Origin of the sequence: Aestuariivirga litoralis, assembly GCF_015714715.1 — a bacterium.
GTDB classification, from domain to species: Bacteria; Pseudomonadota; Alphaproteobacteria; order Rhizobiales; family Aestuariivirgaceae; genus Aestuariivirga; species Aestuariivirga litoralis_A.
Map to the genome: position 1 here is coordinate 395,216 of NZ_WAHS01000001.1, position 18,615 is coordinate 413,830.

Consider the following 18,615-nt stretch of genomic DNA (forward strand, 5'->3'; position numbering starts at 1 on the left):
TTCAAAAAAATTGAGTCTCTGGAATTGGTTAGCGGCGGGCACCGAGACCCATGCGTGCGAGGATCGACTTGTCGCCTGAGATGCGCTCCTTCACCGCAGCAGCGATATGCAGAACGATGACGAGGAACAGCACCAGCGCTGTCCAGGCGTGGAAAACGCGCGAGGGCAGCATGGGCAGATCGGCGGGCAAAGTGGCGCCGGGCGTGGCATAGGCTTCGCTGATCAGATAGCCGGTAGCCCAGCCGCTGCTGACCATCAGCAACACCACAAGATAGAGGCCGAGATGCACCGGCGTGCGCAGGCGACCGAGGCCGTGGGTCTGGTCCTCGGTCGGGCCGGGATGGGCGGTGAACAGGCGTACAATGAAACGGATCAGCATGAGCAGGAAGACCAGCATGCCCAGCATCATGTGGATCTTCAGCGTGTCGAGCTTGGCAGGGTCGGTGTTGGGCATGCGCGAGACGACGAAGTATCCGCCGGCCAGTTGCGCGATGATCAGGAAGGCGAGCAGCCAGTGCAGGGCGACGAGCACAGGATGATAGCGGCGGACGGGCAGTTTGGCTGGCGCTTGGGCTGGCATGATGTTCCTCGTCTTTTTTGCATATTGAACGCAGGCGCAGGTGATTTGCAATCATGTGGATTGCCGGTTTGTCTGCCCGGAAAAAGCGACTATCTCTTCTCCATGCGCTTCCCGCCTTCCTTCCTTGATGACATTCGCGCCCGGGTGACGATTTCTTCCGTCATCGGGCGCAAAGTCGCTTGGGACAGGCGCAAGAGCAATCCGGGCAAGGGCGACTTTTGGGCCTGTTGCCCGTTCCACGGCGAGAAAAGCCCAAGCTTCCATGCTGATGACCGCAAGGGGCGGTATTATTGCTTTGGCTGCAAGCAGAGCGGCGACATTTTCACTTACCTGGTGGAAAAGGAGGGCGTGCCTTTTCCGGAGGCGGTTTCACAGTTGGCGCAAGAAGCCGGGCTGCCAATGCCGGAATTTTCGGAAGCTGATGCAAAGCGTGAGCAACAACGCACAAGCCTTTATGAAATCATGGAAATATCGGCCAAGTTTTTCCAGGCCGAGTTGCAATCGGCGCGCGGGGCGAAGGCGCGCGGCTATCTTTCTGACCGTGGCTTGTCAGCCCAGATTCAGCAACAATTCGGGCTGGGTTATGCGCCTGATGACCGCAGCGCTTTACGCACCCATCTGGCCGAAAAGAATGTGACCGTTGAACAGATGGCGGAAGCCGGGCTGGTGATTGCGGGCGATGACATTCCGGTGGCCTATGACCGGTTCCGCGACCGGGTGATGTTCCCGATCCGCGATGCGCGCGGGCGCGTGATCGCATTCGGCGGGCGCGCGTTGCGGCCTGACGTTCCGGCCAAATATCTCAATTCCCCCGAAACGCCGCTGTTTCACAAGGGCGACAATCTCTACAATTTCGACAAGGCGCGGGCAGTGGCCCACGAAAAGAGCGAAATCATCGTTGTTGAGGGCTATGTCGATGTGATCGCCATGAGTCGGGCGGGGCTGAGCCATGCTGTCGCACCCCTGGGCACTGCACTCACCGAAAACCAGCTCAATTTGCTGTGGAAAACTGTTTCCGAGCCGACTTTATGTTTTGACGGGGATGGTGCCGGCCTCAAGGCCGCCTACCGGGCGCTGGACCTCGCCTTGCCGCTGCTCAAAGCCGGTCATTCGCTCAAATTCGCCTTCCTGCCGGAGGGGCAGGACCCGGATGACCTGCTGAAGGCCGAGGGGCCGGAAAGCGTGCGTCAGGTGGTGGCTGCTTCCGAGCCTTTGGCGCAGGTTTTATGGCGCCGCGCCCTCAATGAAAATGACCGTGCGACGCCGGAAAGACGGGCTGCTTTCGAGCGCGATTTAAGAAGCATTATCAATACTATACAAGACGATGTTGTGAAGAAACATTATCTTGCCGATGTGCAGACGCGGCTGGCGGAACTATTCGGCGGAGGCCCCGCCAATCAGCGCCGATCCGGTGGGGCTTTTACACCGCGCAATCCACGCCTCCGGTTCGGCCAAAAGCCCTGGGAACAGCAGCTTCCAGTCTCGCCGCAGCTCAAGGCGCTGGCATCGAAGCCCTCGCAGACCGATGGGGCCGAGCGCCGGGCGAGACAGATCGTACTGACCTTCATCAACCACCCGGACCTGATGCACGAGTTTTGGGCCGATTTTTCGGGCGTAGATTTGATTTCGCGGGAGCTTGACTCGCTCCGTACACAGATTCTAGATAGCGCATCTTCCGAAGAAAGCCTTGAAACCGCTTCTCTGCGGACCCATCTCTCGACCAGAGGTTTCGGCCCTCAACTGGCCCGCCTCGAAGCGCAAGCGAAAAGTTTGAATGAGTGGCACTTGAGTCCCGCGGCAGCTGCAGATGATGCCCGGACCGGCCTCCGCCAGATGATCGCATTGCATCACAAAGCCATAACACTCGATCGCGAGTTAAAGGCGGCGGAAGCTGCTTTTGCTGGCGATATGACAGAGGAAAACTTCAGCACCGTTCAGGCGCTGCGGGACCAGCTATCCTCCCTGGAGGGCCGGGAAGCCATGATCGATGGTTTCGGGGCAGCCTCAGGGCGGAAATCCGGCGAGGTGGTTTAGGCGCCACGCCACGGCCATGGTTAAGCAGTGATTAAGAGCGACTGAATAGGTTCCGAGCGAATCAGTTTTTAGGGCGCGCTTTCATCTGCGTGCCTCGTGAAGGATACAACATGGCCCGTCCGCCAGCCAAACAAGCCGTTGCCGCCAAGCCGTCGAAGGACCTCGCACCTCCGGCCGAAGAAACCGAACCGTCGGAACAGCCGGGTGGCGATGACGTGGCCGATGGCCCGATCATTGACCTCAATGATGCCGCCGTCAAACGCCTGATCAAATCGGCCAAGGCACGCGGCTATGTGACCCTTGATGAAATCAATGCCGTTCTGCCGTCCGATGAAGTGACCTCGGACCAGATCGAAGACGTCTACGCCATGTTTGCCGAAATGGGCATCACGGTTGTCGAGAGCGAAGAAGAAACTGAAGTTGTCGCCAAGGCGGAAGAGGGCGAGGTTTCATCCGAAACCGCCCTCATGAAGGTCGAAGCGCCGAAGACACCGACCGACCGCACCGACGACCCGGTGCGCATGTATCTGCGCGAAATGGGCGCTGTCGAATTGCTCAGCCGCGAAGGCGAAATCGCCATTGCCAAGCGCATCGAAGCCGGCCGCGAAGCGATGATTTCCGGCCTGTGCGAAAGCCCGCTGACGTTTCAAGCGATCATCATCTGGCGCGATGAATTGAACGAAGGCAAGATTTTGCTGCGTGACATCATCGATCTGGAAGCCACCTATGCTGGCCCCGATGCCAAGCAGAACCAGTCGGTGGCAACACCAGCCCCTTACGTTCCGCCGAAAGAAGAAGTGCGCAAGCAGGCCGAGGCCAAGCGCGCCGAAGCTGCCGCCAAGGCTGAAAAGCGCCCGCAGCCGATGCGCCGCGTGGCTGACGACGATGATTATTCCGACGTGCTGAGCCCGGAAGATTTCGACAAGCCGAGCGCTGCCGATGATGATGAGGACGACGAGGGTGATGATCTCGGCGTTTCGCTCTCTGCGATGGAAGCGGAGCTGAAGCCCAAGGTCCTCGAAGTTTTCGACGAGATCGCACGCACTTATAAGTCGCTGCGCAAGCTGATGGACCAGGAAGTGACGGAAGGCGAGGGCCTTTCGCCGAGCCAGGAACGCCGCTACCGCAAGCTGCGCGAAGACATTATTGCGAACGTCAAATCGCTGTCGCTCAACAATGCGCGTATCGAAGCGCTGGTCGAGCAGCTCTATGACATTGCCAAGCGCCTGAATGTTCTGGAAGGCCGCCTGGTGCGCCTGGCCGAGACTTACAAGATTCCGCGTGATGAATTCGTGCGTGAATATGCCGGCAACGAGCTGGATGCCGAATGGCTGAAGCGCGTGGGCCGCCTCTCCAAGCATGGCTGGAAGAAGTGGGTCAATGACGAGAAGGATTCGATCAAGGTTATCCGCGACGAAATCTTTGAACTCGCTTCCGCTACCGGCTTGCAGATCCAGGAATACCGCAAGATCGTCGGCATGGTGCAGAAGGGCGAGCGCGAGGCGCGCATCGCCAAGAAGGAAATGGTCGAGGCCAATCTGCGCCTCGTTATTTCCATCGCCAAAAAATACACCAACCGTGGCCTGCAATTCCTTGACCTGATTCAGGAAGGCAATATCGGCCTGATGAAGGCGGTTGATAAGTTTGAATATCGCCGCGGCTACAAGTTCTCGACTTACGCCACCTGGTGGATCCGCCAGGCGATCACCCGTTCGATTGCCGACCAAGCGCGCACCATCCGTATTCCCGTGCATATGATCGAAACGATCAACAAGATCGTGCGCACCTCGCGCCAGATGATGCATGAAATCGGCCGCGAGCCGACGCCCGAGGAGATGGCCGAGAAGCTCTCCATGCCGCTCGAAAAAGTGCGCAAGGTGATGAAGATCGCCAAGGAACCAGTGTCTCTCGAAACACCGGTGGGTGACGAAGAAGATTCACATCTCGGTGACTTCATCGAAGACAAGAACGCGATCCTGCCGATCGACAGCGCCATTCAGGCCAATCTGCGCGAAACCACCACGCGCGTGCTGGCCTCGCTCACGCCGCGCGAAGAGCGCGTGCTGCGCATGCGCTTCGGCATCGGCATGAATACCGATCACACGCTGGAAGAAGTGGGCCAGCAGTTTTCAGTGACGCGTGAACGTATTCGCCAGATCGAAGCCAAGGCGCTGCGGAAGCTGAAGCATCCTTCACGCTCGAGGAAGCTGCGTTCGTTCCTCGATAACTAGTAGCCATCCGCTGCCGTCAGGCTTGCCGTGCGCCACAGAGGAAATTTTCCTCTGTGGCGTTCGCGTCATTGCATTATGGATTGACGCAAAACGGCTGTGTGACGGTGCATGAAGGTTGCCCTTCAATCTGATTGCCGTTGGCATCGACCGCGAGTGCGCCGCCGAGGCAGCTGGTTGCTGGTTCGCTCAACACAAGCTTGTTCTTGGATTTTCGCTTCAACTGTCTGACCTGGTCGTTGATCCGCCTTTCAGCTTTTTGAACTGCTCTTTCGGTCGTCTTGGCGGACGCCTGCTGCTCGAGGACGCCGCAATAGGCAAAGACTTCAGTTGGCGAAAGAACAAGCATTCCCAGAATTGCCGTCAACACATATCGTTTCATTCGCAATCTCCCTTAGATGCGCTTGTCCATCTAACCTCAAAAGCTAAAAGGATGCGAGTCGCCAAAATTGGTTTGCTCTGTTCTGGCCTTTGAGTTCGGCATTTTCTTTTGCGTGCCGGCTAGAATCGGGTGCAGATTGCTCCCATGCATCAATATCAGCGCCAGATAGAGATTGCGACGCGGCGGCAGGGGCTGTTTGAATTCACCCGTGAGGTGATCGACATTGTGCGCGATGCGCGGGTGAGTGAGGGCGTGGTGACGGTGTTTTGCCAGCACACATCGTGTTCGCTGCTGATCAACGAGAATGCCGATCCCGAGGTGCGGGTTGATCTTGAGGCTTTCCTCAAGCGGCTGGTGCCGGACGGTGATCCGGCCTTCATCCACACGCTGGAAGGGCCGGATGACATGCCCGCCCATATCAAGACGGCGCTGACGGCGACTTCACTTTCCATTCCTATTGCCGGTGGGCACATGGCGCTGGGCACCTGGCAGGGGATCTATCTGTTTGAGCATCGCGTAGCACCGCACCGGCGGGATATTATCGTGCATGTCATCGGCTCTTGAAACTGTAACAAATGTTGTTATATTTAGTCCCAGAAGCTGATTTTTGAGGATTTCATCATGTCGAACCGTCTCCCCACCTATTTCATCTCGCATGGCGGCGGCCCTTGGCCCTGGCTACCCGATATGCGCAAGGCCATGGCTTCGCTGGAGACTTCGCTGGCGCATATGCCGGCTGAGATTGGCGTGAAACCCAAGGCCATCCTGATGGTGTCGGGGCATTGGGAAGGGCCGGATTTTGCGGTCATGTCCTCCGCCCAACCGCCGATGGTTTATGATTATGGTGGCTTTCCGGCCTTCACCTATCAGATCAAATATTCCGCACCCGGCGCGCCGGAAGTGGCGAAGCGCGTGGAAGAACTTTTGAAGAAGGCTGGCCTGCCCACGCATCTCGATTCCGTGCGCGGCTTTGACCATGGCGTATTTGCGCCAATGCAAGTTATGTATCCGGATGCCGACGTGCCTTTGCTGCAGGTGGCGATCAATGAGAATTATGATCCGGCGGCGCATTTCGCTTTGGGGCGCGCGCTGGCGCCGCTGCGGGACGAGGGCGTGCTGATCGTGGGCAGCGGCTTGTCGTATCACAATCTGCGCCTGTTTGGAGAGCCGGGGCGCGTGCCTTCGGCGGAATTCGACAAGTGGCTGAATGATGCGGTGATGGCTGATCCCAAAACTCGCGAGGCCGAGCTGCTGAAGTGGGAGGCCGCTCCTTACGCGCGCGTCTGCCATCCGCAGGAAGATCACCTGGTGCCGCTGTTTGCGGCGGTGGGTGCGGCCGAGAACGAGAAGGCCACGCGCGTTTATCATGACACCAAAGTGTTCGGCGCGGTGACCGCTTCGAGCTACCGGTTTGGTTGAACGCAATTCAACCACACGTGCATTCTTGCTCCATTGACGGGTTCTGTGGAACCCGTCAGATGAGGCCATGAGCTCACCTTCCTACATTATCGGCATTGATACCGGCGGCACCTATACGGATGCCGTGGTGATCGACAGTGCCAAGCACCTCATTCTGGCATCGGCCAAGGCGCTCACCACCAAGGGCGACCTTTCGGTCGGCGTGATCGAGGCGATGGCGGCGGCGATGGCGCAAGTCGCAGGCTTCTCGGCCGCGATGGTGAAGATGGTTTCGGTTTCCACCACGCTGGCCACCAATGCGGTGGTCGAAGGCCATGGCGGGGCCGTGGGCCTGGTGCTGGTGGGCTTTGACGCACGCATGGAAGAGCGCAGCGGATTGGCCAAGGCTTTTCCGGGCATGCCGATTTTGCGGATGGCGGGCGGGCATGACCATACGGGTGCCCAAGTGGCCAAGCTTGATCTCGATGCGTTGCGCGCCTGGCTGGCGGGGCCGGCGCAGGAGGTTTCGGCCTTTGCGGTGGCAGCATCCTTCGCAGTGCGCAATCCGGCGCATGAACTGGCGATTGCCGAAGTGATCACCCAGACCACAGACAAGCCCGTGACCATGTCGCATGATCTGGCCAGTGCGCTCGATGCGCCGCGCCGGGCGCAGACGGCGGTGCTGAATGCGCGGCTGGTTTCACGCATCACTGATCTGGTGAGTGCGGTTGAAAAGGCGATGCAGGAACATGGTTTTTCCTGCCCGCTGATGCTGGTGAAGGGCGATGGCTCGCTGGCGCTGGCGGAAGCGATTGCCAAGCGGCCGATTGAGACGGTGTTGTCCGGGCCTGCCGCTTCGCTCATTGGCGCGCAATGGCTTTCGGGCCGCGATGATTTCATCATGTCGGATATGGGCGGCACCACGACCGACGTGGGCTTGCTGATTGATGGCGCGCCCTTGGTGGCCGAGCAGGGCTCGGAAGTGGGCGGCTGGCGCACCATGGTGAAGGCCATCGATGTGAAGACGATTGCGCTGGGTGGCGACAGTGAAGTGAAGCTGGAACCGGATGGCGCGATTGGCCTGGGGCCGGAACGTGCCGTGCCGATTTCGCTGCTGGCGGCGCGCGTACCGGCACTGGTGGAAATGCTGGAAGCTGATCTCTCCGAAAATACCGGCGGCTCCATGCTGGGCAAATTCCTGGTGCTGCCCTTTGGCGCTGAACTGGGGCGCGAGGTGACATCACTCACCGAAGTGGAGCGCAGCGTCTTCAAGCAAGTGACGCATCATCCCTTACCTTACAGAAAAGTGGCGATGGGCTCTGCAGCGATGCGTGCCGTGTCCAGCCTGCGGCGGCGCGGGCTCATTCAATATTGCTCCTTCACGCCATCTGATGCGGCGCATGTGTTGAACCTTCAGGACAACTGGTCTCGCGATGCCGCAGTGCTGGCGGCCAGGCTGCTGGTGCGCTTCCGTGACATGAAGCTGGGTGATGATGCCTTGATTGCTGCCTTGTCGCGCGCGGTGTGGGAGAAGGCTGTTGATAAATCCATCCGCGTGGTGCTGGATCTGGCCTTCGGCCTGCCGCAGCACAATGCGCTGGTGGACGTCGTGGCGCGCGGTGCCGGTAAGCTGGGGCATGTGAATGTTTCGCTGACGCCGAAGGTACCGGTGGTCGCGGTGGGCGGCCCGGTCAAAATCTATTATCCGGAATTGGGCAAGCGTTTGGGCTGCGAGGTGATCTTCACGCCGCATTGCGACGTGGCCAATGCCATCGGGGCTGCTGCAGGTCTCGTTGCGTGCCACGCGGTGGCACAGGTGGAAGGCGATGGCAGCGGCGTGTTCCGGGTCACGGGGCAGGGCCCGGTGATCACGCTGGCTTCAGGTGCGGCGGCTTTGGCCAAGGCGTCGGAACTGGCGGAGGCAGCGGCTCTGGCGCTGGCCAAGGCGCAGGGCACTGCGAAAGCGCGCGTCAAGCTTAGCGTCAAGAAGCATTACATGCCGGAGGCGCGTGATGATGACGGGCTGCTCACGGCGCATGTGACGGCTGAGGCGCGCGGGCTGCCGGCCTGAAAATTTCCTTGCCGCACAAAATTCCCGGACTTAACACTAGTGAAAAATCCTGGGGAGGATGGCCGTGGCAGAGATCAACATGCAGATGTTCGCCCGCAGCGTGGGCAGCAACATGACAATTCCGGCCGGCAACGTGATCTTCAAGGAAGGCGATCCGGGCGATGTATTTTACATCGTGCAAAGCGGCAGCGTGGAGATGAGCACGCGGGGCAAGGTGACCGCTGTGGTGGGCGCTAACAAGGCGATTGGGGTTCTGTCGGTTGTGGACAAAGGCCCGCGCAATGCCACCGCCAAGGCACTCGAGCAGACCGAAATCTCAGTGATCGATGAACGCAAATTCCGCTACATGCTTGATGAGGTGCCAAATTTCTCGCGCTATGTGCTGGAAGAAATGGCCCGCGTGGTGCGCGGCGTTTCGAAAGCGCTGCCTTAGGCTCTGGCGTTTAGAAAGTGTTAAAGGCGGCATTTCCCTAACGCGGTATTAACCTCAATAAACCTAAAATCTTCCCGATTGTGATAAGGGAAGATGAACCATGGCATTGCCTTTGAATTTGGGTGCAACACATGTGGCTGGCCGCGTGGAACTCCCATTCACGCCGCAACCTGGCATGCCGTTTTTCCCTGACCAGAATGGTGGCGTTTATGAAACGCTGTTGAACACGCTGCCTTCCATGCTGCATTGCATGGATGGGGCAGGGCGAATGATTTCCGGCAATGCGGCCTGGCTGGAGACGCTTGGCTACACAGCTGATGAAGTGCATGGCCGTTCGTTCAGTGAATTCCTTGCCACGCAATCGCGCAGTGTTTTGATCACCGATATTTATCCGAAATATCTGATGTCTGGTTCCGTCCGCAAAACGCCCGTCACCATGCGCCGCAAGGACGGCGCCATTGTGCCGATGTTGTTGTCGATGACCGCTTATCGTGGTGATCGTGGCCGCATTGACCGCTCGGTCTGCCTGTTGGAGGAATTGCCGGAAGGCCAGCCCACCCGCAGCGCCGCGCATGCCGAAGGCGCGCAGCACCAGCTGGCGTTTGAGCATGCCTCGCTGGGCATCGCCGTTGTATCTCCCGAAGGCAATGTTGAGAGTGCCAACCCTGCATTTCTGCGGCTGCTCGAAGTGCCGCCAGCGCAGAGCGTGAAGGGCAGCTTTGACGCTTTGCTCAATGACAAGGAACGCGCCAGCTTCCATGAATCGATGCGCCGCCTGCTGGATGGCGAAATCAATCTTCTGCAGCGCAATCTCAATTTCATCACGCCGCGTGGGCGCAGCTTCCTTGCATCTTGCCGCTTGGTGCTGGTGCGCAACCAGGCGGGCTGGCCGAAAAGCCTGATCGTGGAAGTGACCGAGACGCAGGAAAAGCGCGAGACTGAACGCCGCTTGCAGCGCGCGCAGAAGATGGAAGCCATTGGCCAGCTCACGGGCGGCCTGGCGCATGATTTCAACAATCTGCTCACCATCATGACCGGCAATCTGCAATTGATTGAAAGCAAGAGCGGGCTCGATGAAGTGTCGGCGCGCCGTCTGCAGGAATCGCTGGAAGCCGCTAGGCGCGGCTCGGAACTCAGCAAGCAATTGCTGGCCGTGGCCCGCAAGCAGGAATTGGCGCCGAAGGATGTGGAAATCAACGCGCTGGTCAAGGGCATGGCGCCGCTGCTGGCGCGCAGCCTGGGTGAACAGATCGAACTCAAGGTCACCACCATGACGGGCGAGCCCACCGCTTTGATCGACGCATCGCTACTCGAAAATGCCATCCTCAACCTGACGATCAATGCGCGCGACGCGATGCCTCAGGGTGGGCAGATCGTGATTGAAACGGTGGCCGTTGAACTCGATCATTACTACGCGCGCAGCCATGCCGAAGTGACGCCGGGCCCTTATGTGATGGTGGCGGTAAGCGACAGCGGCACAGGCATGCCGCCCGAGATTCTGGAAAAAGTGTTCCAGCCGTTCTTCACCACCAAGCCGGAGGGCGAGGGCACGGGGCTGGGGCTTTCAATGGTCTACGGTTTCATCAAGCAGTCCGGCGGTCACATCAATATCTATTCGGAAGTGGGGCATGGCACCTCGGTGAAGATGTATCTGCCGCGCAAGGTTGCGGCACCGCTGCGCGAAGAGCCGCGCGTGGCCAAGCCATCCAATATTGTTTCGCTGGAGGGCGATGCGCTGCCCGCGACCGGGCGGCCCAAGAAAATTCTGGTGGTGGAAGATCAGGAAGCCGTGCGCGCCGTGGCTTCAAGCTTCCTCGAAGATTTCGGCTACGAGATCGTGGAGGCCGGAGACGGCTTGCAGGCGCTGGCGAAATTGCAGGAAGACCCGGGCATCGACTTGATGTTCACCGACGTGGTGATGCCGGGTGGCTTGAACGGGTTTGACCTTGCGCAAGCGGCACGCACGCTGCGTCCGGAACTGAAGATCGTGCACACCACCGGTTACCCGAAGGGGGCCGTAGTGCACCAGGACGAGCCGCGCCTGAAGAACGGCTTCATCATCATGAAGCCCTACCGCCGTGACGACCTGAAGGCGATGATTGAGCGTGCTCTGGAAAAGGAAGTCGAAGCAGGCTAAAGCAGCGCATCTCACAGGGGCTCTGGATGGCTGACTTTTTCACGGCGCAAAATCTTGTCACGCTGGTCATATTGACTGCGCTGGAAACCGTATTGGGTTTCGACAACCTGCTTTACATCTCGATTGAATCGAAGCGGGTGGACCCGGCGCACCAGGCCTATGTGCGCAAGCTGGGCACGTTCATCGCCATCGGATTGCGCCTGGTGTTGCTGTTTGTGGTGCTGCAATTGATCGCGGCCTTCCAGAACCCGTGGTTCAGCTTCGACATCGGCTATGCATCGGGCAAATTCAATGGGCACAGCATCATTGTTCTGTTCGGCGGCCTGTTCCTGATCCGCACGGCGCTGAAGGAAATCCACCACATGCTGCGGGTGGATGATCTGGATCATGGCCCAGACGGCGGGCCTGCGCATCGCAGCGTGGCCAACGCGCTGTTCTGGATCGGCATCATGAATATCGTCTTCTCGTTTGATACTGTGCTTTCCGCAGTGGCGCTGACCGACCATTTCGTCGTGATGGCGCTAGCAATTGTTCTGTCAGGCATCTTGATGGTGTGGCTGGCCGATCACGTGGCGCGCTTCCTTGAGAAGAACCGCCTGTACGAAGTGTTGGGTCTGTTCGTGCTGCTGCTGGTCGGCGCCATGCTGACTGCGGAAGGCGGGCACATTGCCGAGCTGCATTTCTTCGGCCTGGAAGTGCAGGAGCTTTCCAAGACCACGTTCTACTTCATCCTCGCCGCACTGGTGATTGTGGATGTGCTGCAGGGCCAGTATCAGAAGAAGCTGGACAAGGAAAAGCAGAAGGCGCGGCTACACTAGCTTTACTCCGGCTTGTGGCAGACGGCCTCAATATTGTGGCCGTCGGGATCCAGCACAAAGGCGCCGTAGTAATTTTCGTGGTAATGCGGGCGCAGGCCCGGCGCGCCATTATCCTTGCCGCCGGCGGCGATGGCCGCCTTGTAGAATTCATCCACGATGGCTCGGCTATCGGCGGTGAAGGCCACGTGGCCGGTGCCGCCCTTCTTGCTGCTCTCGCCGATCCAGAATTGCGGACGCTCCTTTCCAAAGCCCGCTGCGGCATGGCCGTCGCCGGTGATTTCGGGGGCCAAGTCCATCTGCATGGTGATCCCCAAAGGTGCGAGCGCCTTGCCGTAAAACGCCTTTGCGGCGGTGAAATCAGTCACGGGAATTCCGATATGGTCCAGCATGCGAATATCCTTTCCTGCGTGGCGTTTTTAGATGTTCTTGGCAGTTTACACTGCCACAGTGACACTTTAAACCGCCGCCAAACCCAATTTTGACAGGAATATCATGGCGCGCCAATTTATCTATCACATGGACGGGCTTTCAAAGTCCTATGCCGGGGGGAAAAAGGTTCTCGATAATGTGCATCTGTCCTTCTATCCGGATGCCAAGATCGGCGTGCTGGGGCCAAACGGCTCGGGCAAATCCACACTGCTGAAAATAATGGCGGGGCGCGACAAAGAATTCAACGGCGAGGCATGGGTCGCCGAGGGTGCGACCGTGGGTTACCTCGAGCAGGAGCCGCAGCTTGATCCCACCAAGAACGTGCTGGAAAATGTGATGGAAGGGGTGGCCAAGAAGAAGGCCATTCTCGACCAGTACAATGCGCTCATGGCCGACTACAATGACGAGAACGCCGAGAAGGCTTCCGTTCTGCAGGACCAGATCGACGCGCAGAATCTGTGGGACCTCGAATCGCAAGTCGAAGTGGCGATGGATGCGCTGCGCTGCCCGCCGGGTGACTCGTCGGTGGAAAATCTCTCCGGCGGTGAAAAGCGCCGCGTGGCGCTGACCAAGTTGCTGCTGTCGAAGCCCGATCTCATCCTGCTCGACGAACCGACCAACCATCTTGATGCTGAATCAGTGAACTGGCTGGAGCATCATTTGCGCGATTATCCGGGTGCGATCCTGATCGTGACCCATGACCGCTACTTCCTCGACAATGTGACGGGCTGGATTCTGGAATTGGACCGCGGCCGCGGCATTCCCTACGAGGGCAATTACACGGCGTATCTCAAGGCCAAGGCCAAGCGCTTTGCGCAGGAGCAGCGCGAAGACGTGGCGCGCCAGAAGGCCATCGAGCGCGAAACGGAATGGATCAGCGCCTCGCCCAAGGCCCGCCAGGCCAAGAGCAAAGCGCGTATCTCGGCCTATGACGAGTTGCTCAAGAAAAATGATGAACGCCTGAAATCCCACACCGCACAGATCATCATTCCGCCGGGCGAACGCCTGGGTGATACGGTGATCGAAGTGGAGGGCCTGAATAAGGCCTATGGCGACCGGCTGCTAATCGAGAACCTGTCTTTCAAGCTGCCGCCGGGCGGCATTGTCGGCATTATAGGGGCCAACGGTTCCGGCAAGACCACGTTGTTCCGCATGATTACGGGGCAGGAAAAGCCTGACAGCGGCACCATCAAGGTGGGCGACAGCGTGCATCTGGGTTATGTGGACCAGAGCCGCGACGCACTGGGTTCCAACAAGACCGTGTGGGAAGAAATCTCCGGCGGGCTTGATGTGATCTATCTGGGCAAGCGCGAGATGAATTCACGCGCTTATACGGGCGCGTTCAACTTCAAGGGCGGCGACCAGCAGCAGAAAGTGGGAACACTTTCAGGCGGCCAGCGCAACCGCGTGCATCTGGCCAAGATGCTGAAGTCTGGCGCCAACGTTCTGCTGCTCGATGAACCGACCAACGATCTCGACACCGAAACGCTGGCGGCCTTGGAAGAAGCGCTGGAAGATTTTGCCGGCTGCGCCGTCATCATCAGCCATGACCGCATGTTCCTCGACCGGTTGGCCACGCATATCCTGGCCTTCGAGGGCGACAGCCATGTGGAATGGTTTGAAGGCAACTTCCAGGATTACGAAGAAGACAAGAAGCGCAGGCTTGGCGAGGACTCGCTGATGCCGAAGCGCATCAAGTACAAGAAGTTCGCCAGGTAAAACGTGCCCAGCTGGAACCCCGCGCAATATCTCAAATTCGCCGATGAGCGGACGCGGGCAGCGCGGGATTTGCTGGCACAGGTGCCGCTGAAGGATCCGGCACTGGTTTATGATCTGGGCTGCGGGCCTGGCAACTCCACTGAACTGTTGGTGGAGGCTTACCCGGCAGCGCGGATCGTCGGGATGGATTCATCGCCCGACATGCTGGCGCAGGCGCGCAAGGCGCTGCCGCAGGTGACGTTCGAGCAGGGTGATCTGGCGGCGTGGCAGCCCAGTGCGCAGGCTGATCTGCTTTATTCCAACGCGACCTTTCAGTGGGTGCCGGATCATGTGGGCGTGTTGCAGCGCCTGCTTTCCAGAATGAAACCCGGTGCGGTGCTGGCGGTGCAGATGCCCGACAACAGACGTGAGCCTTCGCATGTGGCGATGGAGCAGGCCAGCGAGGGCAGGCCCTATGCCGCAAAGCTGGCCGGCAAGGCACGCGGCGATATCCCGACACCTGCCCAGTATTATGCTGCATTGAAGCCGGCTTGCGAGAAGCTCGATATTTTTCACATCATCTATAACTTCCCGCTGGCCGGTGCGGCTGCGGTGGTGGAATGGGTAAAGGGCACAGGCCTGCGGCCCTTTGTTGAAGCGCTCACCGCTGAAGAACAGGCTGACTATCTGTCGCGCTATCAGCGGCTGATTGCGATGCATTATCCTGAGCAGGAGGACGGCAAGGTGCTCCTGCGCTTTCCGCGCATTTTCATGGTGGCCCAGAAATGATCTCGACCGATTATGTGAAGCTGATGGCACGCTATAATGCGTGGCAGAACCAGAGCCTGTATGGTGCGGCGACAACGCTGAGCGATGCGCAGCGGCGCGAAGATAAGGGCGCGTTCTGGAAATCCATCCATGGCACGCTGAGCCATTTATTGTGGGCGGACCAATTGTGGATGACGCGCTTTGGTTTTGACACGCATCCACGCGCGCCCAGCAACGTGGAAGCGCTCACCATCTACACTGACTTTGCTGAATTGCAGGCCGACCGGTTCAAGCATGATGCCTTCATCAGCAACTGGGCCGCGCATCTCACACCTGCTGATCTGGAAGGTGATCTCGTCTGGACATCGCGCATTGCAAAGGGTGAATTCAAACGGCCGCGCTGGGTGGCGATCACTCACATCTTCAACCATCAGACCCATCATCGCGGCCAGGTGCATGCTTTGCTGACATCCTTCGGCGCCAAGCCCGATGCGACGGATATTGCCTTCATGCCGGACGCATAGGCCGCGCAGGGAACTCTTGCGGCTTGTTTTCATTTCCTTAAAGTGCGGCGAGGGAGATCTGGTTTGAGGCAGCTTTTCGCAATTCTGTTGGGGTTTGGTTTTCTGGTGGTTTCACCTGAGGCGCAGTCGCGTTCAATTCTCAAGAGCATCGAGCGCAATTTGCACAAGGTGGAACAGAGCCTGTGCAAGGCCAGCCCTTCATCCAAGTGCAAAACCACGCGCAAGAAGTACGTGAAGCCCAAGGCTCCGGTGGCCAAGCCAGCACCCGCGCCAACACCGCCGCCCCCACTGATTGCGAAGCCTGTGCCTCAGCCTCAGTCTGCACCCGTTGCCAAGCCTGTGCCGAAACCTGAGATGAAGCCCGCTGTGCCGGTTGTGGTTGCGCCCAAGCCAGTGCCTGCACCGCCTACCAAGGCCCCTGTGCCCAAGCCCGAAGTCAAACCTGCGCCACCGGTCGTGACTGCGCCTGTTGCGCCCAAGCCCGTGCCGAAACCGCCGGTGCCGGTGCCAGTACCTGCGCCAGCGCCGCCGGTTTCCCAGCCGCCTGCTTCAGGTGCCGCCGATAATTGCCTGCAGCAGCTGGCAGCGACGGGCGCCAATTTCTCACCCGTGCCGCAGCCGAGCAGTTCGGCGGAATGCGACGTGCCGAGCCCGGTGAAAGTAACGGCGTTGAAAACCGCTGCTGGAATGGTGAAGCTGCCGGATCAACCCACCCTCAATTGCGCCTATGCGTTGCAGCTCGAATCTTTCGTATCGAACAAGGCGCAGCCCTTGGCGCAGAGCGAGATGAGCAGTCCCATCATGGCGATGGGCACGGGGCCTGGCTTTGATTGCCGCGGACGCAATGGCGATTCCTCCGCCAAGATCAGCGAACATGCCAAGGGCAATGCCGTGGATATTGTGTTCTTCAACTTCGCCGACAAGTCAGGCGTGCTGGTCAAGGATGCGCTGAATGAAGAAGCCAAGGGCTTTGCCTTCCTGCGTGACGTGCGCGCCGCAGCCTGCAAGGATTTCACCACTGTGCTGGGGCCGGGTGCCAATTCCGCACATCAAGAGCATTTCCATATCGACCTGGAATTCCGCAAGGGCGGCTACCGGATCTGCCAGTAGGCGAAATTGAAGACTATTCCGCTGCCTCTGGCTTCTTGATGTCCTCCGGAATGAGGAAGCCGCCAGATTGCCTGGCCCAGAGGGCGGCATAGATGCCGCCGCGCTTCTTGACCAGCTGGGCATGCGTGCCTTCCTCGACGATGCGGCCCTTGTCCATCACCACCAGCCTGTCCATGGCGGCGATGGTGGAAAGACGATGTGCCACGGCGATGACGGTCTTGCCTTCCATCAGGGTATTGAGGTTTTCCTGGATCGCCGCTTCGACTTCTGAATCGAGTGCGGACGTGGCCTCATCGAGAATGAGGATCGGCGCATTCTTCAGCAGTACGCGGGCGATGGCCACGCGCTGGCGCTGGCCGCCGGAGAGCTTCACGCCGCGCTCGCCTACATGGGCGTCCATGCCGCGGCGACCATTCGGGTCTACCAGAGTGGCGATGAATTCTGACGCATGCGCCTGTTCCGCGGCGGCGGCGATTTCTGCCTCCGTCGAGTCAGGCCGGCCATAGCGGATATTGTCATGCACGGAGCGATGCATCAGCGAGGTATCCTGGGTGACCACGCCGATGGCGGCGCGCAGGCTTTCCTGCTTCACCTTGGAAATGTCCTGATCATCAATGGTGATCGTGCCGCTGCCCACATCGTAGAAGCGCAGGAGCAGGGAGGCGAGGGTGGATTTGCCGGCACCGGAACGGCCCACAAGGCCCACTTTTTCGCCGGGCTTGATGACAAGATCGAGGCCCGCAATGATCTCGCGGTCATTTTCCACCGGTTTGCCATAGTTGAAATGGAGATTGCTGAAGGCGATCTTGCCCTTGGGCACGTCGAGCGGCTTGGCGCCGGCTGCGTCCACCACAATATGCTGGCGGGCGATGACGTCGATCCCGTCTTTCACCACGCCGAAATCTTCAAATAGCCCTGCCACTTCCCACAGCATCCAATGCGCCATGCCGAGCATGCGGTAAACCAGGCCCACCGAGAAGGCGATGGCGCCAACGGTGATGGCATCCTTGCTCCACAGCCACAGTGCGATGCCTGCCGTTGCCGTCAACACCGAGCCATTCAGGGCATTGAGCGCCATGTTCATCTTGGTGGAGACGCGCATTGAGTCATAAACGCTCTGCAGCATCCACCCCATGCCTTCGCGGGCATAGTCATCCTCGCGCGCGGCATGGGCGAAAAGCTTCACCGTGGGGATATTGGTATAGGTATCAACGATGCGGCCGGTGACCAGCGAGCGCATGTCGGCCTGGCGTTCCGACAGCTTGCCCATCTGCGGCACGAAATGGCGCATGACCACGCCGTAAGCCGCGATCCAGACGACCATCGGTATGGCGAGGCGCCAGTCATTGGCGATGAAGGAGGCAAGCGCAGTGATCACGAAGACCACGACCCAGGAGATCACCTGCGTCAACTTCATCACCACATCGCGCACGCCAAGTGCGGCCTGCATCACCTTGGTGGCGACGCGCCCGGCGAATTCATTGTGGAAGAATTCCATCGACTGGCGCAGCATGTAGCGATGCGCCAGCCAGCGGATGCGCATGGCGAAATTGCCGCGCAGGCCCTGGTTTTCCACCGCATCGGCGATCATCGACAGGCCGGGCTGAATGAGCAGTGCGAGGCCCGCATAGATCAGCATGGTGCTGCCATGTTCCGCAAAGAAGGTGGAGCGGTCAGCCTTGCCCAACAGGTCGATCAGCGTGCCGACATAGGCATAGACGCGCACTTCAATGATGGCGATGGCCACCGAGAGTGCCAGGCCTACAAAGATCAGCGGTAGAAACGGCCGCGAATAAAAGCGGATGAAACCCCAGGTGTTGGCCTGTGGCATGGCGGGTGCCGAAGTGGGGAAGGACTCGACTTTGCGTTCGAGCCAATTGAAAAATCGATTGAGCATGGATTTGGCTTTGCGCGAACAGCCAGCGCGGCGGCTCCGTGCGGAAAGTCGCACAGCCCTTCATTATAAGGCGATTTGCAGAAAGGTCAAAGGTGCTAGGCTATCCTG

At 59.2% G+C, this 18,615-nt stretch carries 16 protein-coding genes; 12 read left to right on the top strand and 4 right to left on the bottom strand.

The features are described 5' to 3' along the window. Nucleotides 1-28 precede the first annotated feature (28 nt). A complete protein-coding gene (locus F8B91_RS02075) occupies nucleotides 29-580 on the bottom strand; it encodes a cytochrome b (protein WP_196502060.1) in 552 nt (183 codons plus the stop codon). Nucleotides 581-682: 102 nt separating this feature from the next. On the opposite strand from F8B91_RS02075, the gene dnaG reads away from it, so the two are divergent. Together dnaG and rpoD are read left to right on the top strand one after the other, a co-directional pair. After that, the gene (dnaG, locus tag F8B91_RS02080) at nucleotides 683-2,614 is read left to right on the top strand and encodes a DNA primase (RefSeq protein WP_196502061.1); all 1,932 of its coding nucleotides are present in this window, start codon (nucleotides 683-685) and stop codon (nucleotides 2,612-2,614) included. Between the two features lie 110 nt (nucleotides 2,615-2,724). Continuing rightward, a complete protein-coding gene (gene rpoD / locus F8B91_RS02085) occupies nucleotides 2,725-4,845 on the top strand; it encodes an RNA polymerase sigma factor RpoD (protein WP_196502062.1) in 2,121 nt (706 codons plus the stop codon). Between the two features lie 73 nt (nucleotides 4,846-4,918). On the opposite strand, the gene F8B91_RS02090 is transcribed toward rpoD, so the two are convergent. Beyond that, nucleotides 4,919-5,224: a hypothetical protein gene (locus tag F8B91_RS02090; protein WP_196502063.1), complete on the bottom strand. Its 306-nt coding sequence runs from the start codon at nucleotides 5,222-5,224 to the stop codon at nucleotides 4,919-4,921. Nucleotides 5,225-5,368: 144 nt separating this feature from the next. Here F8B91_RS02090 and F8B91_RS02095 point away from each other — a divergent pair, with 144 nt between their 5' ends. The 6 genes from F8B91_RS02095 to F8B91_RS02120 all read left to right on the top strand — a co-directional run bounded on the left by F8B91_RS02095 (nucleotide 5,369) and on the right by F8B91_RS02120 (nucleotide 12,081). Further along, on the top strand, nucleotides 5,369-5,788 hold the full coding sequence (locus tag F8B91_RS02095; protein WP_196502064.1) for a secondary thiamine-phosphate synthase enzyme YjbQ: 420 nt from the start codon (nucleotides 5,369-5,371) through the stop codon (nucleotides 5,786-5,788). A gap of 57 nt (nucleotides 5,789-5,845) precedes the next feature. Continuing rightward, nucleotides 5,846-6,643 carry a DODA-type extradiol aromatic ring-opening family dioxygenase gene (locus tag F8B91_RS02100; protein ID WP_196502065.1) on the top strand — a complete coding sequence of 266 codons (798 nt, stop codon included), beginning with the start codon at nucleotides 5,846-5,848 and terminating at the stop codon, nucleotides 6,641-6,643. 67 nt (nucleotides 6,644-6,710) lie between these two features. Then, the gene (locus F8B91_RS02105; RefSeq protein ID WP_196502066.1) at nucleotides 6,711-8,693 is read left to right on the top strand and encodes a hydantoinase/oxoprolinase family protein; all 1,983 of its coding nucleotides are present in this window, start codon (nucleotides 6,711-6,713) and stop codon (nucleotides 8,691-8,693) included. A 64-nt stretch (nucleotides 8,694-8,757) separates the two neighbouring features. Beyond that, the gene (locus F8B91_RS02110; protein ID WP_196502067.1) at nucleotides 8,758-9,126 is read left to right on the top strand and encodes a cyclic nucleotide-binding domain-containing protein; all 369 of its coding nucleotides are present in this window, start codon (nucleotides 8,758-8,760) and stop codon (nucleotides 9,124-9,126) included. Between the two features lie 100 nt (nucleotides 9,127-9,226). After that, complete coding sequence (locus tag F8B91_RS02115) at nucleotides 9,227-11,263, top strand: hybrid sensor histidine kinase/response regulator (protein ID WP_196502068.1); 2,037 nt, start codon at nucleotides 9,227-9,229, stop codon at nucleotides 11,261-11,263. A 26-nt stretch (nucleotides 11,264-11,289) separates the two neighbouring features. Then, nucleotides 11,290-12,081 (top strand): TerC family protein, encoded by a 792-nt coding sequence (locus F8B91_RS02120; RefSeq protein WP_196502069.1) that lies wholly within the window; start codon nucleotides 11,290-11,292, stop codon nucleotides 12,079-12,081. A 2-nt stretch (nucleotides 12,082-12,083) separates the two neighbouring features. On the opposite strand, the gene F8B91_RS02125 is transcribed toward F8B91_RS02120, so the two are convergent. After that, entirely contained in the window at nucleotides 12,084-12,470 is a 387-nt protein-coding gene (locus F8B91_RS02125) for a VOC family protein (protein ID WP_196502070.1), read from the bottom strand. A 103-nt stretch (nucleotides 12,471-12,573) separates the two neighbouring features. Between F8B91_RS02125 and ettA the strand changes: the two genes are divergently transcribed. From ettA to F8B91_RS02145, 4 genes are all read left to right on the top strand, one after another. After that, a complete protein-coding gene (gene ettA, locus F8B91_RS02130; RefSeq protein ID WP_196502071.1) occupies nucleotides 12,574-14,229 on the top strand; it encodes an energy-dependent translational throttle protein EttA in 1,656 nt (551 codons plus the stop codon). 3 nt (nucleotides 14,230-14,232) lie between these two features. Then, on the top strand, nucleotides 14,233-14,997 hold the full coding sequence (gene tam / locus F8B91_RS02135; RefSeq protein WP_196502072.1) for a trans-aconitate 2-methyltransferase: 765 nt from the start codon (nucleotides 14,233-14,235) through the stop codon (nucleotides 14,995-14,997). Continuing rightward, a complete protein-coding gene (locus tag F8B91_RS02140) occupies nucleotides 14,994-15,500 on the top strand; it encodes a DinB family protein (RefSeq protein ID WP_196502073.1) in 507 nt (168 codons plus the stop codon). Before tam ends, F8B91_RS02140 begins: the two co-directional genes overlap by 4 nt. Nucleotides 15,501-15,563: 63 nt before the next feature. After that, the gene (locus F8B91_RS02145; RefSeq protein ID WP_196502074.1) at nucleotides 15,564-16,610 is read left to right on the top strand and encodes an extensin-like domain-containing protein; all 1,047 of its coding nucleotides are present in this window, start codon (nucleotides 15,564-15,566) and stop codon (nucleotides 16,608-16,610) included. A 13-nt stretch (nucleotides 16,611-16,623) separates the two neighbouring features. Here the strand turns inward: F8B91_RS02145 and F8B91_RS02150 are convergent, their stop codons facing one another. After that, nucleotides 16,624-18,507, bottom strand: coding sequence for an ABC transporter ATP-binding protein (locus tag F8B91_RS02150; protein WP_196502075.1), 1,884 nt, complete (start codon nucleotides 18,505-18,507; stop codon nucleotides 16,624-16,626). Nucleotides 18,508-18,615: the final 108 nt, after the last annotated feature.